At 71.6% G+C, this 15,500-nt stretch carries 16 protein-coding genes, 1 tRNA gene and 1 pseudogene; 7 read left to right on the top strand and 11 right to left on the bottom strand.

Annotated features, from left to right (window positions below; genetic code table 11):
* Positions 1 to 70: 70 nt before the first annotated feature.
* Positions 71 to 1,108, bottom strand: a complete 1,038-nt coding sequence (gene tsaD, locus LPU61_RS31280; RefSeq protein WP_229406961.1) for a tRNA (adenosine(37)-N6)-threonylcarbamoyltransferase complex transferase subunit TsaD — start codon at positions 1,106 to 1,108, stop codon at positions 71 to 73.
* Between the two features lie 3 nt (positions 1,109 to 1,111).
* A complete protein-coding gene (gene def / locus LPU61_RS31275) occupies positions 1,112 to 1,657 on the bottom strand; it encodes a peptide deformylase (protein ID WP_229406960.1) in 546 nt (181 codons plus the stop codon).
* Between the two features lie 52 nt (positions 1,658 to 1,709).
* Between def and alaS the strand changes: the two genes are divergently transcribed.
* Positions 1,710 to 4,376 (top strand): alanine--tRNA ligase, encoded by a 2,667-nt coding sequence (gene alaS / locus LPU61_RS31270; protein WP_229406959.1) that lies wholly within the window; start codon positions 1,710 to 1,712, stop codon positions 4,374 to 4,376.
* On the opposite strand, the gene LPU61_RS31265 is transcribed toward alaS, so the two are convergent.
* The gene (locus LPU61_RS31265) at positions 4,377 to 5,015 is read right to left on the bottom strand and encodes a CGNR zinc finger domain-containing protein (protein WP_229406958.1); all 639 of its coding nucleotides are present in this window, start codon (positions 5,013 to 5,015) and stop codon (positions 4,377 to 4,379) included. It lies immediately after the preceding gene.
* Entirely contained in the window at positions 4,994 to 5,446 is a 453-nt protein-coding gene (locus LPU61_RS31260; protein WP_229406957.1) for a Fur family transcriptional regulator, read from the bottom strand. Before LPU61_RS31260 ends, LPU61_RS31265 begins: the two co-directional genes overlap by 22 nt.
* 87 nt (positions 5,447 to 5,533) lie before the next feature.
* Here LPU61_RS31260 and LPU61_RS31255 point away from each other — a divergent pair, with 87 nt between their 5' ends.
* The 5 genes and pseudogenes from LPU61_RS31255 to LPU61_RS31240 all read left to right on the top strand — a co-directional run bounded on the left by LPU61_RS31255 (position 5,534) and on the right by LPU61_RS31240 (position 7,557).
* Positions 5,534 to 6,148 carry a superoxide dismutase gene (locus LPU61_RS31255; RefSeq protein ID WP_229406956.1) on the top strand — a complete coding sequence of 205 codons (615 nt, stop codon included), beginning with the start codon at positions 5,534 to 5,536 and terminating at the stop codon, positions 6,146 to 6,148.
* Between the two features lie 4 nt (positions 6,149 to 6,152).
* Complete coding sequence (locus tag LPU61_RS31250; RefSeq protein ID WP_229406955.1) at positions 6,153 to 6,419, top strand: superoxide dismutase; 267 nt, start codon at positions 6,153 to 6,155, stop codon at positions 6,417 to 6,419.
* A gap of 430 nt (positions 6,420 to 6,849) precedes the next feature.
* Positions 6,850 to 7,044, top strand: coding sequence for a hypothetical protein (locus LPU61_RS31245; RefSeq protein ID WP_229406954.1), 195 nt, complete (start codon positions 6,850 to 6,852; stop codon positions 7,042 to 7,044).
* A gap of 18 nt (positions 7,045 to 7,062) precedes the next feature.
* A pseudogene (locus tag LPU61_RS31550) lies at positions 7,063 to 7,176 on the top strand (hypothetical protein); the annotation flags it as partial.
* A 60-nt stretch (positions 7,177 to 7,236) separates the two neighbouring features.
* The gene (locus LPU61_RS31240) at positions 7,237 to 7,557 is read left to right on the top strand and encodes a hypothetical protein (RefSeq protein ID WP_229406953.1); all 321 of its coding nucleotides are present in this window, start codon (positions 7,237 to 7,239) and stop codon (positions 7,555 to 7,557) included.
* A 750-nt stretch (positions 7,558 to 8,307) separates the two neighbouring features.
* Here the strand turns inward: LPU61_RS31240 and LPU61_RS31235 are convergent.
* A complete protein-coding gene (locus LPU61_RS31235; RefSeq protein WP_229406952.1) occupies positions 8,308 to 8,979 on the bottom strand; it encodes a hypothetical protein in 672 nt (223 codons plus the stop codon).
* A gap of 480 nt (positions 8,980 to 9,459) precedes the next feature.
* Between LPU61_RS31235 and LPU61_RS31230 the strand changes: the two genes are divergently transcribed.
* Positions 9,460 to 9,532: transfer RNA gene (locus LPU61_RS31230), tRNA-Arg, on the top strand.
* 225 nt (positions 9,533 to 9,757) lie between these two features.
* On the opposite strand, the gene LPU61_RS31225 is transcribed toward LPU61_RS31230, so the two are convergent.
* From LPU61_RS31225 to LPU61_RS31200, 6 genes are read right to left on the bottom strand one after another with little or no spacing between them, the layout of a single operon-like run.
* The gene (locus LPU61_RS31225; protein WP_229406951.1) at positions 9,758 to 11,137 is read right to left on the bottom strand and encodes a tyrosine-type recombinase/integrase; all 1,380 of its coding nucleotides are present in this window, start codon (positions 11,135 to 11,137) and stop codon (positions 9,758 to 9,760) included.
* Entirely contained in the window at positions 11,134 to 11,319 is a 186-nt protein-coding gene (locus LPU61_RS31220) for an AlpA family transcriptional regulator (RefSeq protein ID WP_043961699.1), read from the bottom strand. The genes LPU61_RS31225 and LPU61_RS31220 overlap by 4 nt, the downstream gene beginning before the upstream one ends.
* A gap of 21 nt (positions 11,320 to 11,340) precedes the next feature.
* Positions 11,341 to 13,131 carry a replication initiator gene (locus LPU61_RS31215; protein ID WP_229406950.1) on the bottom strand — a complete coding sequence of 597 codons (1,791 nt, stop codon included), beginning with the start codon at positions 13,129 to 13,131 and terminating at the stop codon, positions 11,341 to 11,343.
* Positions 13,128 to 13,745, bottom strand: coding sequence for a DUF2637 domain-containing protein (locus tag LPU61_RS31210; protein ID WP_229406949.1), 618 nt, complete (start codon positions 13,743 to 13,745; stop codon positions 13,128 to 13,130). The genes LPU61_RS31215 and LPU61_RS31210 overlap by 4 nt, the downstream gene beginning before the upstream one ends.
* Positions 13,742 to 15,166: an FtsK/SpoIIIE domain-containing protein gene (locus LPU61_RS31205; RefSeq protein WP_229406948.1), complete on the bottom strand. Its 1,425-nt coding sequence runs from the start codon at positions 15,164 to 15,166 to the stop codon at positions 13,742 to 13,744. The genes LPU61_RS31210 and LPU61_RS31205 overlap by 4 nt, the downstream gene beginning before the upstream one ends.
* Positions 15,157 to 15,456 carry a hypothetical protein gene (locus tag LPU61_RS31200; RefSeq protein ID WP_229406947.1) on the bottom strand — a complete coding sequence of 100 codons (300 nt, stop codon included), beginning with the start codon at positions 15,454 to 15,456 and terminating at the stop codon, positions 15,157 to 15,159. Before LPU61_RS31200 ends, LPU61_RS31205 begins: the two co-directional genes overlap by 10 nt.
* Positions 15,457 to 15,500: the final 44 nt, after the last annotated feature.

Genomic DNA, 15,500 nt, shown 5'->3' with positions numbered 1-15,500 from the left:
GAAGGAGTCTTCGTTCGTTCTGTAGCCTGGTGAGCGGTGTCTCGCGTGTCCGGAGGGCCCGTGTGGACAGTCAGCGCAGGTCCTTGCCGATGGTGGCATGAGTCAGCCGGGCGCTGGGGTCGGCGCCCAGGGTCAGCGGTGACGGGGGGATGCCGGCGCGCACGAGAAGACCGCCGATGGCGGCGATCATGGCGCCGTTGTCGGTGCAGAGTCGCGGCGCGGGGACGCGCAGGGTGATACCGACGGCAGCGCAGCGCTGTTCGGCGAGGGCGCGTACGCGACTGTTGGCGGCGACGCCGCCGACGAGCAGAAGCGTGTCGACGTGGTGGTCGCGGCACGCGGCGACGGCCTTGCGGGTAAGTATGTCGGCGACGGCTTCCTGGAACGACGCGGCGATGTCGGCCACAGGTAGCGGCCCGCAGTGGCGTTCGGTCCAGCGGGCGACGGCGGTCTTCAGGCCGGAGAACGAGAATCGGTACGGCGGGTCCTGCGGTCCGGTCATCGGGCGCGGAAAGGCGATTGCCGTGGGGTCACCTTCGCGGGCGGCCCGGTCGATGGCGGGGCCACCGGGGTAGGGCAGGCCGAGCAGGCGGGCGACCTTGTCGAAGGCTTCGCCGGCGGCGTCGTCGGCGGTGTCGCCGAGGTGGATGACGGGGTCGCGGGCGAGGTCACCGAGGATCAGGAGCGAGGTGTGCCCGCCGGAGACGATGAGGGCGATGCTGCGCTGGGGGAGGGGGCCGTGGTCGAGGATGTCGACGGCGGCGTGGCCGGCGAGGTGGTGCACGCCGTAGAGGGGGACGCCGAGGGTGAGGGCGTAGGCCTTGCCGGCGGCGAGGCCCACCTGAACGGCGGTGGCGAGGCCGGGGCCGGCGGTGGCGGCGACGGCGTCGATGTCGGCGAAGCCGATTCCGGCCTGCTGCAGGGCGTGTTCGACCATGGGGGTGATGGCGTGCAGGTGGGCGCGGGCGGCGATCTCGGGGACGACGCCGCCGAAGCGGGCGTGTTCGTCCATGCTGGTGGCGAGGGCGTCGCCGAGCAGGACGCCGTCGGCGACGATGCCGACGCCGGTCTCGTCGCAGGACGTTTCGATGCCGAGGACGACCGGCATGTTTCAGTTCTGTCCGGTGCCGACGCCGACGCCGGGGTGTTCGGCGGCGGCGGCGAGCAGTTGTTTGCGGAGCTTGGCGGGTAGCCGGTCGACGTAGGCGAGGCCGTCGAGGTGGTCGACCTCGTGTTGCAGGCAGCGGGCGAGGGTGCCGGTGCCGTCGATGCGCACGGGCCGGCCGTGCAGGTCGACGCCGGTGACGGTGGCGGTGGCCGGGCGGGTGACCTCGGCGTACTGGCCGGGCACGGACAGGCAGCCCTCGCTGTCGGTGACGAGATTCCGCTGGTCGGGTAGCTGCAGGACCGGGTTGATCACGTGGGCGATCGTGTGGGCGCCGGTGGCGTCGGGGCAGTCGAGGACGAAGATCCGGGCGTCGACGCCGATCTGGTTGGCGGCGAGGCCGACGCCGTGCGCCGTGTACATGCTGGCGAACATGTCCGCCACGAGGTGGGCGAGAGCGTCGTCGAAGACGGTCACCTCGGCGCAGCGGTGGTGCAGCACCGGGGTGCCGTAGCGGGTGATGGGTCGTGGGCTGCCGGTCGGTGTCTGCACAGTCGCCCATACTATGCAATTGCCAAAGACTTGCAGTAAGGGGTGGGGCGGTATGCGGACGGCGGAGATCAAGTGGCGGTTCCTCGCCCACTTCGAGGCGAACGGTCACGTCGTGGTGCCGTCGGCTCCGCTGCCCGCCATCAGCGACCCGAACCTGCTGTTCGTCAACGCGGGCATGGTGCAGTTCGTGCCCTACTTCCTGGGGCAGCAGACCCCGCCGTACGCGCGGGCGACGAGTGTGCAGAAGTGCATCCGTACGCCGGACATCGACGAGGTCGGCAAGACCAGCCGGCACGGCACGTTCTTCCAGATGAACGGAAACTTCTCCTTCGGTGACTACCTCAAGTCCGGGGCGATCCCGCTGGCCTGGGACCTGGCCACCAAGTCGGTGGAGGCGGGCGGCTTCGGGCTGGACCCGGAGCGGATCTGGGCCACCGTCTACCTGGACGACGACGAGGCGTACGACATCTGGCGGGCCACCGGCGTGCCGGCCGAGCGGATCGTGCGTCGGGGCAAGGCCGACAACTTCTGGTCGATGGGCATCCCCGGCCCGTGCGGCCCCTGCTCGGAGCTGTACTACGACCGCGGCCCGGCCTACGGCCGCGAGGGCGGCCCGGAGGTCGACGAGGACCGCTACCTGGAGTTCTGGAACCTCGTCTTCATGCAGTCCGAGCGCGGCCCGGGCACCGGTAAGGAGGACTTCCCGATCCTCGGTGACCTGCCGGCGAAGAACATCGACACCGGCATGGGCCTGGAGCGGATGGCCTCGCTGCTGCAGGGCGTGGACAACCTCTACGAGATCGACGAGGTCAAGCCGATCCTCGACAGGGCCGCCGAGCTGACCGGCAAGCGCTACGGCGTGCACTCCGGTCACGCGGCCAACGAGTCGCACCCGGACGACGTGCGGCTGCGGGTCGTCGCCGACCACGTGCGCACTGCGCTGATGCTCATCGGCGACGGCGTGACCCCGTCGAACGAGGGCCGCGGCTACGTCCTGCGGCGGATCATGCGCCGGGCGATCCGGGCGGTGCGGCTGCTCGGCTACGCCGACCGGGCGCTGCCGGAGCTGCTGCCGGTGGCCCGCGACTGCATGGCGCCGTCGTACCCGGAGCTGGCCGAGGACTTCGGCCGCATCTCGCAGTACGCGTACGCCGAGGAGGACGCGTTCCTGGCCACGCTGCGCGCCGGCACCACGATCCTGGACACCGCCATCGCCGAGACGAAGTCGGCCGGCAAGGCGGCGCTGCCCGGTGACAAGGCGTTCCAGCTGCACGACACGTACGGCTTCCCGATCGACCTGACCCTGGAGATCGCCGCCGAGCAGGGCCTGCAGGTCGACGCGGACGGCTTCCGCCGGCTGATGGCCGACCAGCGCAGCCGGGCCAAGGCCGACGCGCAAGCCCGCAAGACCGGGCACACCGACGTGTCGGCGTACCGACGGATCGTCGACACGACGGGCCTGACGGACTGGCGTGCCTACACCGACCTGACGACCGAATCGACGATCGTGGCGATCCTGACCGACGGCGAACCTGTGCCCGCCGCGACCGAGGGGCAGATCGTCACCGTGGTCCTCGACGTCACCCCGTTCTACGCCGAGTCCGGCGGGCAGGCCGCCGACGCCGGGCACCTCACCGGCACCGACGGCGCGGGCGAGGTGATCGACGTGCAGCGCCCCGTCAAGGGCCTCGTCGCCCACCAGGTCCGCGTCACCGCCGGACACCTGACGGTCGGCGCCCGCCTCACCGCGAACGTCGACGCGAGCTGGCGCCTCGGCGCCCGACAGGCCCACTCCGGCACCCACGTGCTGCACGCCGCGCTGCGGCAGGTCCTCGGCCCGACCGCGTTGCAGTCCGGCTCCTACAACCGGCCCGGCTACCTGCGGCTGGACTTCGCCTGGCCCGGCGGCCTGTCCCCGGCCACCCGCAGCGAGATCGAAGACGTCGCCAACCAGGCGCTGCGTGACGACCTCCCGGTCACCGCGCAGGTCATGCCGCTGACCCGGGCCCGGGAACTCGGCGCCCTGGCCCTGTTCGGGGAGACCTACGACGAGCAGGTCCGGGTCGTCGAGATCGGCGGGGCCTGGTCCCGGGAACTGTGCGGCGGCACCCACGTAACCCACTCCAGCCAGATCGGCCTGCTCGCGCTGACCGGCGAGTCGTCCGTCGGCGCCGGTCACCGCCGCGTCGAGGCCGTTGTCGGCCTCGACGGGCTGCGCTACCTCGCCCGGGAACGCGACCTCGTCACCCAACTCGCCGCGCGGCTGCAGGCCCCGCGCGAGGACCTACCCGAACGCATCGTCGCGCTCCTCGGCCGCGCCAAGGCCGCCGAGCGCCGCGCCGACCAACTCGCCCGGGAGCTCACCGCGCAGCGGGCCCGCCGCCTCGCCGCCGAGGCGCCGGCCGTCGGTGTCACCCGCTATGTCGGGGTCGTCGCCGACGGCGAGGAGGACCCCCGGCAACTCGCCGAACTGGTGCGGGCCGCGCTACCGCAGGACCGGCCGGGCGTGGTCGCCGTCGCCGCACCGGCCGAGCGCGGCACCCGCCTGGTCGTCGCCACCACGGCGACGACGTCGGACGCGTTCGGCGCCGTACACCTGGTGAGGTCCGCGCTCGGCGGACGTGGCGGCGGCACCGCCCGCCTCGCGCAGGGCGGCGCCCCGGGTCTTACCGCCGATGCCGCGCTGGCCACCGTCGCCGGCCTGGTCCGGGCCGGCTGATCAGCGGGTGACCGTCCGTCGCCGGCTGCGGTGTGCCCGCACGTGGGCGCGGGTGGCGCAGCGCGGGGAGCAGAACCGGCGGCGGCGGTTGGTGGTCCCGTCCAGGAACACGGTGCCGCAACCGGGTTCCGCGCAGGTCTTGAACCGGTCGATGCCCTGTTCGCACAGGAACACCGCGAGTGCCCACACCGCTGCGGCCACGTGCTCGGCCGCCGGTGTGGCGCCGGGCGCGGCGACGTGCAGGTGGCGGTCCGCCGGGCCGGTGCCGGCGATGACGGGCCGTAGCCGGTGCCGGGCCAGGAGCCGGTTGAGCACGTGCACCGCCTCGCGGTCACGGCGTGCGCCGGCGTGGGCGAAGACCTCGCGGAGCTGCCGGCCCGCCTGGTGCAGCAGCGGCAGATCAGCCGGCGTCGCGACCTCGCGCGGGCGCGGCCACCCGACCGTGACGGCTGCCTTCGCGGGGGTGTTCCCCGGCGGCGCGTTGGCCAGCTGCACCGCCAGCGCCACCAACTCGGGGCTGTCGGTGAAGGCCTGCGGGCGCCGCGCCGCCGCACGGGGGACCGGCTCCGGCTCCGCGTTCGGATCGGCCGCCGGTCGGGTACGCGCGGCCGGCGCGCTCAGGTGGTCGTGGCGCGGCACGCCGGGCACCGCCCGTACACGACGACCCCGCCGCTGCCGCCGTCCATCTCGACGCCGACCTCCCGGGCCGCCGCGACACTGGCCGCCACCGCCGGCACCGGCAGCTGACGCATGCCGCCGCAGCCCTCGCACACCGCGTGATGGTGCGGGTGGTCGGCCAACCCGAACGTGGCCGCCCCACCCACCGGCACGGCATGCGCCACGCCGAGGTCGACCAACTGCCCCAGGACGCGGTGCACCGTCGACAGCTCCACCGCCAGCCCTCGGCCGGTGAGCCGCCGGTGCACCTCGCCGGCGTTGAGGTGTCGCCGCTCGACCGCGGCGTCGCCGAGCGCGTCCAGCACCGCACGCCGGGCCAGGGTCGTGCGCAGGCCGGCGCGGCGCAGCCGCTCCAGCGCCGCGTCCACCCGATCGGCCCGCGATGTGATCAATCTCTGGCTCCTCCCACCACCCGCCGTCTTGTTGCAAGATACTGGCAACAACGAAACTGCGGCAGCATCACCGAAAGAGGGATCCTGATGGCGGTCTACACCCTGCCCGACCTGACCTACGACTACGGCGCGCTGGAGCCGGCGATGTCGGGGCAGATCCTCGAGCTGCACCACGACAAGCACCACGCCGCGTACGTCAAGGGCGCCAACGACGGCCTGGAGCAGCTTGCCGAGGCCCGCGACAAGGGCGACTTCAGCAAGCTCGTCGGCCTGGAGAAGACGTACGCGTTCAACCTGTCCGGGCACGTCCTGCACACCATCTTCTGGAACAACCTGTCCCCGGACGGCGGCGACCGACCGGACGGCGAACTGGCCGCCGCCATCGACGAGCACTTCGGCTCCTTCGACGCCTTCGCCGGCCAGCTGTCCGCCGCCACCAAGAGCGTGCAGGGCTCCGGCTGGGGCGTGCTGGCGTGGGAGCCGCTGTCGAAGCGGCTGATCGTGGAACAGGTCTACGACCACCATGGCAACGTCGGCCAGGGCACCACCCCGCTGCTGGTCTTTGACGCCTGGGAGCACGCCTACTACCTGCAGTACAAGAACGTCCGCCCCGACTACGTCGACCGGCTGTGGAACCTCGTCAACTGGTCCGACGTGATCGCCCGCTTCGACGCCGCCCGCGCCACGAGCCCGAAGATCTGACCGGGTGAGCGCAGCCACTCCCGCCGCTGCGGAGCTGCTCCAACGCGCCGCCGGGGTCATCGCCGCCAAACACCGCGGTGACCCCGCCGGCGCCGAGGAACTGCTCGCCGCGTTCCCCAGCGAGCAGGCCCGCACCCTTGGCTTCTACCTGCTCGCCGACCTCGCGCTGGGCCTGGTCCGGGCCCAGAGCGGCCAGAGCATGGACGAACTGGTCCGTGAGCTGTCCCTGCTCGTGGCCACGACGGCGGGGAGTCCCCCGGTCACCCCGTGACCGTACCCCCGCACCCCACCGAGACAGCCTTGTTGCAAACACTTGGCAATTGCCGAAGTATGGTCACAGGTAGTGCCCGCGAGTGGGCGTACCTCGCAGGCGGTCCCCCCGGCACGCGATGATCCGTAACACCGCCGGGGGTGACCACCGCCCACATGCCTCCGGCGCGTCGGTCGGCGTACCAGTCGAGGTGTTCGACGCCACGCCCTGTCCGACCCGCCCAACGGGGAACTGACCCGCGCTGGGGCCGCCACGACCAACGCTGGCGGCCCAGAGGCGGTCTGCTTGGCTCGCCCCGGATGGGTGCCGGACCTGGCCGAGCTGTTTGGGTGGCCCGGGCCACGGTTCACCGGGCGGTGGGAAGGCGCGGCGTCGAAGTCGGCCTGAAGGGCTTGCATCCTGTACCTGGGTACAGGCTTACCGTCGTGGCATGACCACGAACGACGATGTAACCGGTCCGTCATGGGTGCCCGAGGCATGCACCCTGCCCACCGCGCAGCGGCCGCCGCGGCTGGCCGAGTTCGATGACCTGTTCGCCACCGCGCTTGTCGGGCAGCAGCGGCCGGCGCCGACGCGGCTGCGGTGCAGCTCGCCCCCGGCAGCCGAGGCCACCGCACGGACCTGACCGGGCGGGAGGGCGTGTGCTGCTGGCATGGTCGTAGACAAGTTCCGTCCGGACCGGTGGGACGTCATCGGTGCGCTGATCTGCCTGGCCGGCGTCGCGGTCATCATGTACGCGCCCCGCCCGACCGGCTGACGCCGATCCTCCGGCGGGGCCGCCGCGTACCCGAAGCCTCGCGGCGGCGCATGATGGTACGTGGACGTGCAACTGCTGGTAGTCGCCGACTGTCCGAACGAAGGGCCCGCCGCCGTGCTGCTACGCCGGGCGCTCGACGACGTCGGCTTGTCCACGGTGCGGTTCACCACCCGCATCGTCAGCGACCAGGCCGAGGCCGAGCAGCTCGGCTTCACCGGCTCGTCCAGCGTCTTCACCGACGGGCGCGATTCGTTTGCGCAGCCCGGCCAGCGCCCGGCGCTGGCGTGCCGGCTGTACCGCGACGCCGCGGCGACCTCCGGCGTGCCACCGCTCGCCGGGCTGCGACAGACGCTCAAGCAGGCCGCTGACCGACAGCCCTGAGCCGGCGCCCTCGCCTCCCTCGATCGCCGTCGCCCTGATCATCGGCACCATCGAACTGATCGGCGTCCTCGCCGGCCAGGCCAACATCACCTCCGGTCCGCCGGCGGCGATCGCCGACATCCCCTCGACTACGCCGGCTACGGCATCACGGGCCTGTTCGTCGTCGCCTGGCTCGTCGCCATCGCGGTCTGGCGCGCGCCCGGATCGGGGAACGCTGGTCGGCCAACCTGGCCCCCACGGCCACAGAGTGACGGTGCACCTGACACGCGCGGCCACCGCCCCAGACCAGAGCCCCATATCGTGGTCGCCTTGCCGGCCCCGGTGATACCACGCGAAGCCGTACTGATCGGTCGCCGCGAGCCCGGTACGCGTGGAATCAGGCCCGGTCGCGAAACGGCGGCCGGCGACCAGCCGGCCTGGGCACCATGCCGTACGCCCGCCCTGCGCTCGGTGATGCCCTGATGCTGCGCAGGTCCCGCACATCGTGTTCTCCTTCCGGGGCGCCCCGGTCTTCTTCAAGCACCTGAGGGCTGGAGCGTGTCGGTGATGTACTCAGGCACGTCGGCGGGAGTAGAAGGCAGCATCACAGTGGGGCCTCTCACGGAGCGGAGTCGGTGGTCGCCACCGAGCGTGCCGAGCGGCTCGGCCCTGGGAGCCGTCCTACCGTCGTTCGGTCCGCCTGATGGCAACCGCAACGAACGACGCTCGACTCTGCGACGCGAACAAGTCGCCGGGCTGGCGGGCCATCGCTTACTCAGGTGGTACAGCGGTGGGTGCCATCGGTTCGACGTGGTGGCTGTCCCACACCCACTGGTCGTCGCCGTGGTCGGCCAGGGTGCTGCACCGGTAACGCAGCAGGTCCACGTCCGTGCACGGGTCCGGACCGCCGGGATGCGGAGGCGTCGGGTCCATGGCGGCGTCTGCGTTGTAGACGAGCCGGTCGGCCAGCCGGTAGTCACGGCGGAAGGCGGTGCGCCACTGCGAGTTGCCGCCCCAGCCGTGCGACAGGTCGACCACCTGCCGGTAGCGCCGCCGCCACGCCCAGTACAACGTCGAGGTCGAGGCCAGCGCGGGATCCAGGTGGCGGGCACCGGCGCGGACGCTCACGCCGCCGCGCATGAGTAGCAGCGACCCGACCAGACAGCCCGGCCACCACTGCCCGACCAGCACCGGCGGCGCCTGCGGATCGTCCGCCGGCTCGACCTCGACGATCTCGTGCAGGAACGGATGGAACCCTTCCCCCTCCGGGAACGTGCCGCCGATCGCCGCGACGAACCGCCCGTACGCCGAGGACGCAAGCCAGTCCGCAGGCTCGCCGGGATCGGTAGCCGGCGGCTGGCCGGGCAGGATCAGCAACTCCATCACCCTGCTCAACGCGTACAACGCCCACAGATCCTCACGAGCCAACGCGACGGCGGACATCCTCGCCTCCCCGACCTGCCGCAACGCGGCCAAGACCGACGAGTGGGAAGCAACCCACGGATCGAGGACATCCTGGCCCCACGCGCTGCCGCCGTAATCGAGGGTCGGCACGAACAGGCTGAACCTGACCTCCTGCCACGCACCGTTTGGGAACACCATTGCGGCTGTCACGACCGCCAGTCTCCCGACCGATGGGCAGAGCGTCGAGCGAGATCCGACCACCTCCGGCCGGCCCGCTGCAGCGGGAGCCCTCTAGATGATCTTCGATGATGTGCGCGACGTGTGCTCGCCAGCGGATGCCAGCCAGGGTCAACCGGTGCCAACACGGGTCACCGCAGCCGATCGTGGTCGCAAACGGGGGGTCGTGTGCTCGAGCTGTGGTCCTGGGCTGGGCAAACGGGGGTCCGGGTGCTGTGGGTGAACGTGGGCCACTCCCTGCCACCCCAGGTGAACCCGCAGGTCGCTAGACTAGGCCCTCGCGCCCCCGTAGCTCAGGGGATAGAGCATCGGTTTCCTAAACCGTGTGTCGCAGGTTCGAATCCTGCCGGGGGCACCTCGAAGATCAGCAGAAACGCCACCTGAGCAGCGGATACGTTCCCGCATCGATTGATCATCCTGTGCAGCCGGATGCCACCCTGAGCCGCCGTTTGTAGCCGTCCGTGCAGAGTACGTGCAATGATCTTGACGGCTCTGGAGTGCCAGTTTCCGCAGGTCAAAGCCGCGAACAGCAGAGAGGCCGCAGCGTCCGCCACGGCCTCTCCCACGCTACCGGTGATCATCAGCGCAACGCTGCCTCGATCCGCTCGTTCATCCGGCTACGGTCCCCGTCGAGGCACTTGGCGTACACCTTGAGCAGCACGTCCACCGAGTGACCGGCCCGCTGTGCGACCTCCGGCGCGGGCAGCCCGGCGTTGAGCCAGAGCGACACCCCGGCGTGCCGCAGGTCGTACGGGCGACCGGCCAGAGGAGAGGCCACCCGGTCAGGGGTCAGGCTCAACCGCCGCGCCGCCTCCCAGACCCGCGAGTACGTCGACGACGCCACCACGTTGCCCCGGTCGCTGCGGAACAGCCGCCCGTCAGGACCCGCCCCGAACCGGTCGACGTGCGCCCGCAGGATCGCCACCAGCTCCGGCGGGATCGGCACCTCCCGCGCTTCCGTCTCGCCCCGGTGCTTCAACCCCCGGTCGTCGTGGACCTCGCCGCTGTCGGTGTACCGCTTCCCCGCCGCCGGACGGGACTTTTCCACCGTCAGCAGCCCCCAGCCCCTTGCCGGGAGATGGCAGTCCCGCTCCCGTAGGCCCAGCGCCTCGCTCGGCCGCAGCGCCGCGAAGTACAGGCAGGCGTAGAAGGCGACCAGGCGCTCACCACGCCGGCCGTTCTTCCCCCGCTGGCCGACGTACGTCACGCCGATCAGCAGCTCCCGCGCCTGGCGGATGTTCACCACGACGCGCCGGTCCACCTCACCGGCCACCTTCCGCCGGCTCGACCGCACTCGCAGCTTGTCGACCGGGTTGAACTCCAACAGCTCCAGCTCTACCGCGTACTGAAGGACGTTGTAGAAGACCGAGCGTCGCCGCCTGGTCGTCGACGCCGCCGCCGGCCGCCCGTCCAACGTCAGTCCGAGCGCGTCCAACGCCGGCCGCACGATCGCAGCTTCCGCCAACGCCGACAGCGGCAGCGAAGCCCGGTCCAACCACCGCAGCGCCGCAGCGACATCGGCCGGCCGGTCGAGTTGCCGGGAAGCAGGCGGGAACTCCCACTCCCGCAACGCCCGCCGCAGCACGCCCGGATCAGGACGCCCGGCCACCTCGCCGACCAGCGCGGCCGTCACGGTCGCCAGTGCGTCCGTCGTGCTCTCCCGGGACTTGGCCGCCGCGCCCGGCCATTTCATGTCGACGTAGCGGCGGACGAACCCGAGCCAGCTCACCGACTCCTTCGGCGCCATCATCGACTCCGGCAACCCGGAGTCACCGTCGAACGCCTCGCCCCGGTTCGCCGCCTGCATCAGGTCAGACCGGAAGTTGTCCGCCAGCGCCCGGGTGGCGAACGTCCGCGACTTCGGCCCCGTCCCCACCAACCACCGGACGGTGTACGACTTCTTGCGACCCGCCAGCGCGTTGACCTGAATGCCGCGGATCCGCACCTCACGCGACTTCACGCCGCCTCCCGGTGCTGTTCCAGCCAGGCCCGCAGATTGCGCCGCTCGATCCGCAGTTCCCCGTTGGGGAGCTTGATGCAGTCCGGGGCGACGCCCAGCTCACGCCAGCGGTAGAAGGTCCGCCGCGACACGCCGTTGAGCACGGCGAGGACTTCCGGAACGGTCAACAACTCGCTTTCCATGAGGGGTCCTTTCTCCAGAGATCAAGCGGCAGGGGAGAGGGGAACGGCGGTTGCCGGCGCGACGGCGGCTGTTCGCAGGCGTGCGGTGTCGAGGTCTGCGCGCCAGCGGATGCGTGCCGATATCGCCCGTAGGAGGCGGTGTTCTAGGGGTGGCACGTCGGGGTCTTCGGGGCGGGCGAGTTCGAACCGGTACCGCTTTGACCCGTCCGCGTCGTCGACCGCCTGGTCGTGCTCCTCCGCGTCGGCCATGCCCCCGGCGAGGATGGCGCGTACCCAGGCGCGGTTGTCGGCGCGGTGGTCGGCGAGGGTTTTGCCGGACCACTGTCGGGAGACGAGGACCCGGCGGCCGGTGAAGCCGAGGGTGGAGCGTTGGTGGACCTTCCCGGTGCACCGGCCGGGGGTCAAGCCCGCCTTGACGCCGTCGGGCTGAACCCCGTAGAGCAGCCAGTTGGCGCAGGTTGGGGAGCACGGCAGGATCGACAGTTCCGCGTGGAGCCGGTCGAAGTGTGCTTTCTGTGCGTCGGATCGGGACTTGGCCTGGTCGGTCAGGTCCTTCGTGACGTACTTCGTCACGTACCGGATCGACCTCTCCGCGTCGCGGGTGCCCTGCTCGATGCCCCGAGCGTCGATCCGCCCCAGCCGCGCCACGTAGGCGGGTCGGCTGTCGGGTTCTTCCAGGGCGTCGAGGGCCTCGCCCCAGGTGGGCAGCGGGTCGCGCGTCTTGGGGTCGACGTATGCCTGTCGGTCGACGTCCCACACCGGCGGCTTCTCCACCGAGTAGGCCAGTTCATCGAAGCGTGGCCACCACACCTGGTGATACGTGGCGGCGGCGATCTGCTTGAGCAGCCGGCGCGGGAGGGTGCCCCGGATGGCGAAGTGCGCGTGTGGGGCGAGCCGCCGTTGCAGCTCCACCGCGCCCGCGTACTGGACGTTCCAGCCGGCGGCCCGGCGGACGTTCTGCCACCACCGGTCGAGGACCCGGGCGAAGTGGATCGCGTCCAAGGCGGCCCGCCGGTAGTCGTAGCTGGTGGGGTCGACGGGGGTGCCGAGGACGTCGTCATGCGGACCGTGTCGCTGCCCGCACTCACACGGTGCGACGTAGGCTCCGCGCCGCAGATGGGAGTGCACGGGGCCGTGTGAGCCGAGGGTCAGCGTGACCAGCATCGACGGCCGGTACGTCTTGCCCGCCCTGCCGGAGTAGGCGCGGCCGACGGTGCGCGGGTCGACGGGCAGCCGGGGCAGGTCGGGGGTGTCCTGCCGCCGCCGGGTGGACCGTTTGCGACGGGGCCGCTCGTCGCGGTCCTTTGGAGTGAGGTGGCCGCGCAGGCTGGTCTCGCCGAGCGCTTCGTCCAGCTCCGCGATCGCGGCGTCGATCTCGGCCACCTGCGCGGCCCGCTCGTCCGGGGTCATCGGCTGGTACTGGAGTGCTTCGCGTTCGAACTCCAGATGCGCCCGCACCCGGACGAGGGCGAGCACGTCTTCACCGGGCTTGTCGGGGCGGATGGCGGGTTCGTCGGCTAGGTGCCAGCCCTCCCGGATCTGCTGGATGCGCAGCCGCCGGCCCTTCTCGGCGCACGGCTTGCACTTCGCCGCCAGGGTGGCCCCGCAGGGGACTTCGACGACCTCGGTCAGTCCGGTGGTGGTGTCGGTGCGGCGTAGGGCGAGGGGGCGGACGCAGACGCCGTGTTGCTCGGCGAGCTGCTTGAGCGCGTCCTTCGCGAGGGGTTTGCGCATCCGGTCGGCCCGCGACCCCGGCCGGGGCCGCTGCACCTCGGCCGGCGTCGCGGTGGGTAGGAGTTGCTGTTGGCTCACTGGTCACGCTCCGAGCCGTGCAGGGTGCCGTTGCGGGGTGCGAACGCCGCCGCAGGGACGGGAACCAGCCCCGGCCGCTGCACCGACACCGACGGCGGTGGGACCGGTTCGACGGTCGCCGCCTGGTCGTCGACGAGGCGCAGGGACGGCCGGTCATCAGTTCCGGCGTCATCGGGTGCCCACTGGCCCCAGTCAGCGGCATCGGTCGGCTGGTCGACGAGGGGCACCGCCGGGGCGGTCGAGAAGACGAGCTTGGACAGGCCGAGGAACGCCAGGGCGGGAACGGCCGACAGCAGCCAGCCCGACAGACTCGGCTTTGCCACCGCCAGTTGCGCCGCGAGGGACAGGGCGACGGCGCAGACGAGCAGGAACAGCGGGTATCCGACCGGGCCGCCGGTGCGGCGGCGACGGCGGATGGTCAGCAGCGCGGCCAGGGGTAGGAGTTCGGAGATGGCGGCGTTGGCCCAACCGAACCAGTCCCCGGTGCCGGTGGGGGAGTTGGCCATGGTCCAGTCGTGGACGTGGGTGAACGACGCCGCGCCGGCCAGTCCGCCCACGGTGAGGACGATGAGCACCAGGACCACGCCCTCCACCCGGTCTGCATTGGTCTTCACCGGTTCACCCCCTGGTCGGTGTCGGTGAGGTGGCGGTAGTCGTGGCCGAGTTGCCGGATGTCGTCGTCGGTGAGGTAGGCGAAGCGGACCCGGACGGGTTCGCGGACGCCGTCGAGGACCACGAACCCCACCCCGGGCGACGATTCGGGGATGCGGTCGCAGAGGGCTCCCCGGTCGCGGGCGGCGTCGCCGAGGACCATGTCCACCTGCTCGGGCTCGGTCAGCCGCAGGCCGATGCGGGTGGGGAACAGGTCCCGGAACGGCAGTACGTCCTTGCGCGGATCCTGGAGCGCGGCGACGACATGGACGCCGACTGCCCGGCCTTGGGAGAGGAGGAGGCCGAGGGCTTCCTTGATCCGGTCGCGGACCTTCCGATCGGTGATGTACGCCGTCAACGCCGCCAGCTCGTCGACGACCAGGACGAGCAACGGGTCCTCCGGGGTCGGCACGTGCTGGCGGGTCACTCCGCGCAGCCGGGCCGCCCGCACCCGCATGCGCTTCACGGCTTCTTCCAGGACGCCGGCCATGCTGTCGGGGTCGTCGTAGGCGAACCGGGCGAACAGCGGCACCCCGGCCGCCAACTCCATCCCGCCCTTCGGATCGAACGCCCACAACTCCACCAGGCCCGACCGGATACCGGCGGCCAAGGAGCGGATCAGCGACCACAACACCGACCCCTTGCCCGACCCCGTCGCCCCCGCGATCAGCACATGCGACCCGGCCAGCCGCAGCCGATACGGTTGCCCGTCTTCGTCGACGCCGAGGGCGAGCCCGTCGAAGTCCGGCACCTCAGCCACCGGCAACGGCCCCACGACCTCGGCGAGGGGATCGCGGCGCACGAGGCGCAGCACCACCCGATCCGGCCGGTTAGTGGAGCGGGCTTGGCCGGTGCGCAGGCGGAAGGCGTAGGCGAGGCGTTCCGCGGCCTGCCCCCAGTCATCCGGAATCTGCCCCGGCAACAGCCGGACGGTCAACTCATCGCCGTAACGGTCGCAGCGCACCCGCAGGAGTTGCGGCACGTACCGGTCACCGGCGAACGCCGTCGCCAGCCCACAGGTGGCCATCACCGACGCCCACCGCCGCCGATACACCACCAACGCCCGAACCCGGGCGACCAGGGGGTACCAGCCGAAGCGCAGCCATGACGACGGATGCCACCGCCACCAACCCACACAACCGGCCGCAACGGCAAAGGCGACGCCGGTCAGGATCAGGCCCCCGAACTCGACGCGGATCCACAGCGCGAGCGCGGCCGGGGCGGTGAGCCACCAGTACCGGATGGCGAGGACGGTGAGGCGGAACAGGCCCCGGGCGAGCCACCAGAACACCAGCAGCCAACCCGGAACCCGCCACGCCGGAAGGCGCACGTTCATCGGCGCCATGGGGATCTTGTCCCCCGGGATGACGTTGATCAGAGGCACAGGTCACCACCCCGCCCCGGACGCGCCAACGTCGAGATGCACGAGCGGCACGACATGCGGCGCAGGTCGAACCGACGCGGCTTCACCCACTGGCAGCACCAGGGGCAGCGGATCGCGCACACCCGCCCCGAGGCCGGCGGCAACCGCAACACCGACCGAAGAACGGCTTCCGTCTCCCGGTAGGCGTGCCGCAGCCCAGCCAGCCGAAAGCGGAAGTGGATCAGGATGAGGGCCGCGCCGACGAGCAGGGGCACAGCAGCGATCAGGGCAGGGGGAACTACGGTGGGCATCACGCCCTCCTTCACCAGATGAGGGATGGGAGAGCGCGGGACGG

Source organism: Micromonospora sp. NBRC 110038, from assembly GCF_020884815.1.
Taxonomy (GTDB): domain Bacteria; phylum Actinomycetota; class Actinomycetes; order Mycobacteriales; family Micromonosporaceae; genus Micromonospora; species Micromonospora haikouensis.
The sequence above is the reverse complement of the archived record's forward strand: the minus strand, read 5'-3'. Positions and strand labels throughout refer to the sequence as shown.

Bases quoted from the DNA above. Each gene is read 5' to 3' on its own strand.
- alaS (WP_229406959.1), top strand. From the start codon at position 1,710: ATGCGGACGGCGGAGATCAAGTGGCGGTTCCTCGCCCACTTCGAGGCG.
- tsaD (WP_229406961.1), bottom strand. From the start codon at position 1,108: ATGCCGGTCGTCCTCGGCATCGAAACGTCCTGCGACGAGACCGGCGTC.
- LPU61_RS31255 (WP_229406956.1), top strand. From the start codon at position 5,534: ATGGCGGTCTACACCCTGCCCGACCTGACCTACGACTACGGCGCGCTG.
- LPU61_RS31220 (WP_043961699.1), bottom strand. From the start codon at position 11,319: ATGGAAAGCGAGTTGTTGACCGTTCCGGAAGTCCTCGCCGTGCTCAAC.
- LPU61_RS31245 (WP_229406954.1), top strand. From the start codon at position 6,850: ATGACCACGAACGACGATGTAACCGGTCCGTCATGGGTGCCCGAGGCA.
- LPU61_RS31200 (WP_229406947.1), bottom strand. From the start codon at position 15,456: ATGCCCACCGTAGTTCCCCCTGCCCTGATCGCTGCTGTGCCCCTGCTC.
- LPU61_RS31235 (WP_229406952.1), bottom strand. From the start codon at position 8,979: ATGTCCGCCGTCGCGTTGGCTCGTGAGGATCTGTGGGCGTTGTACGCG.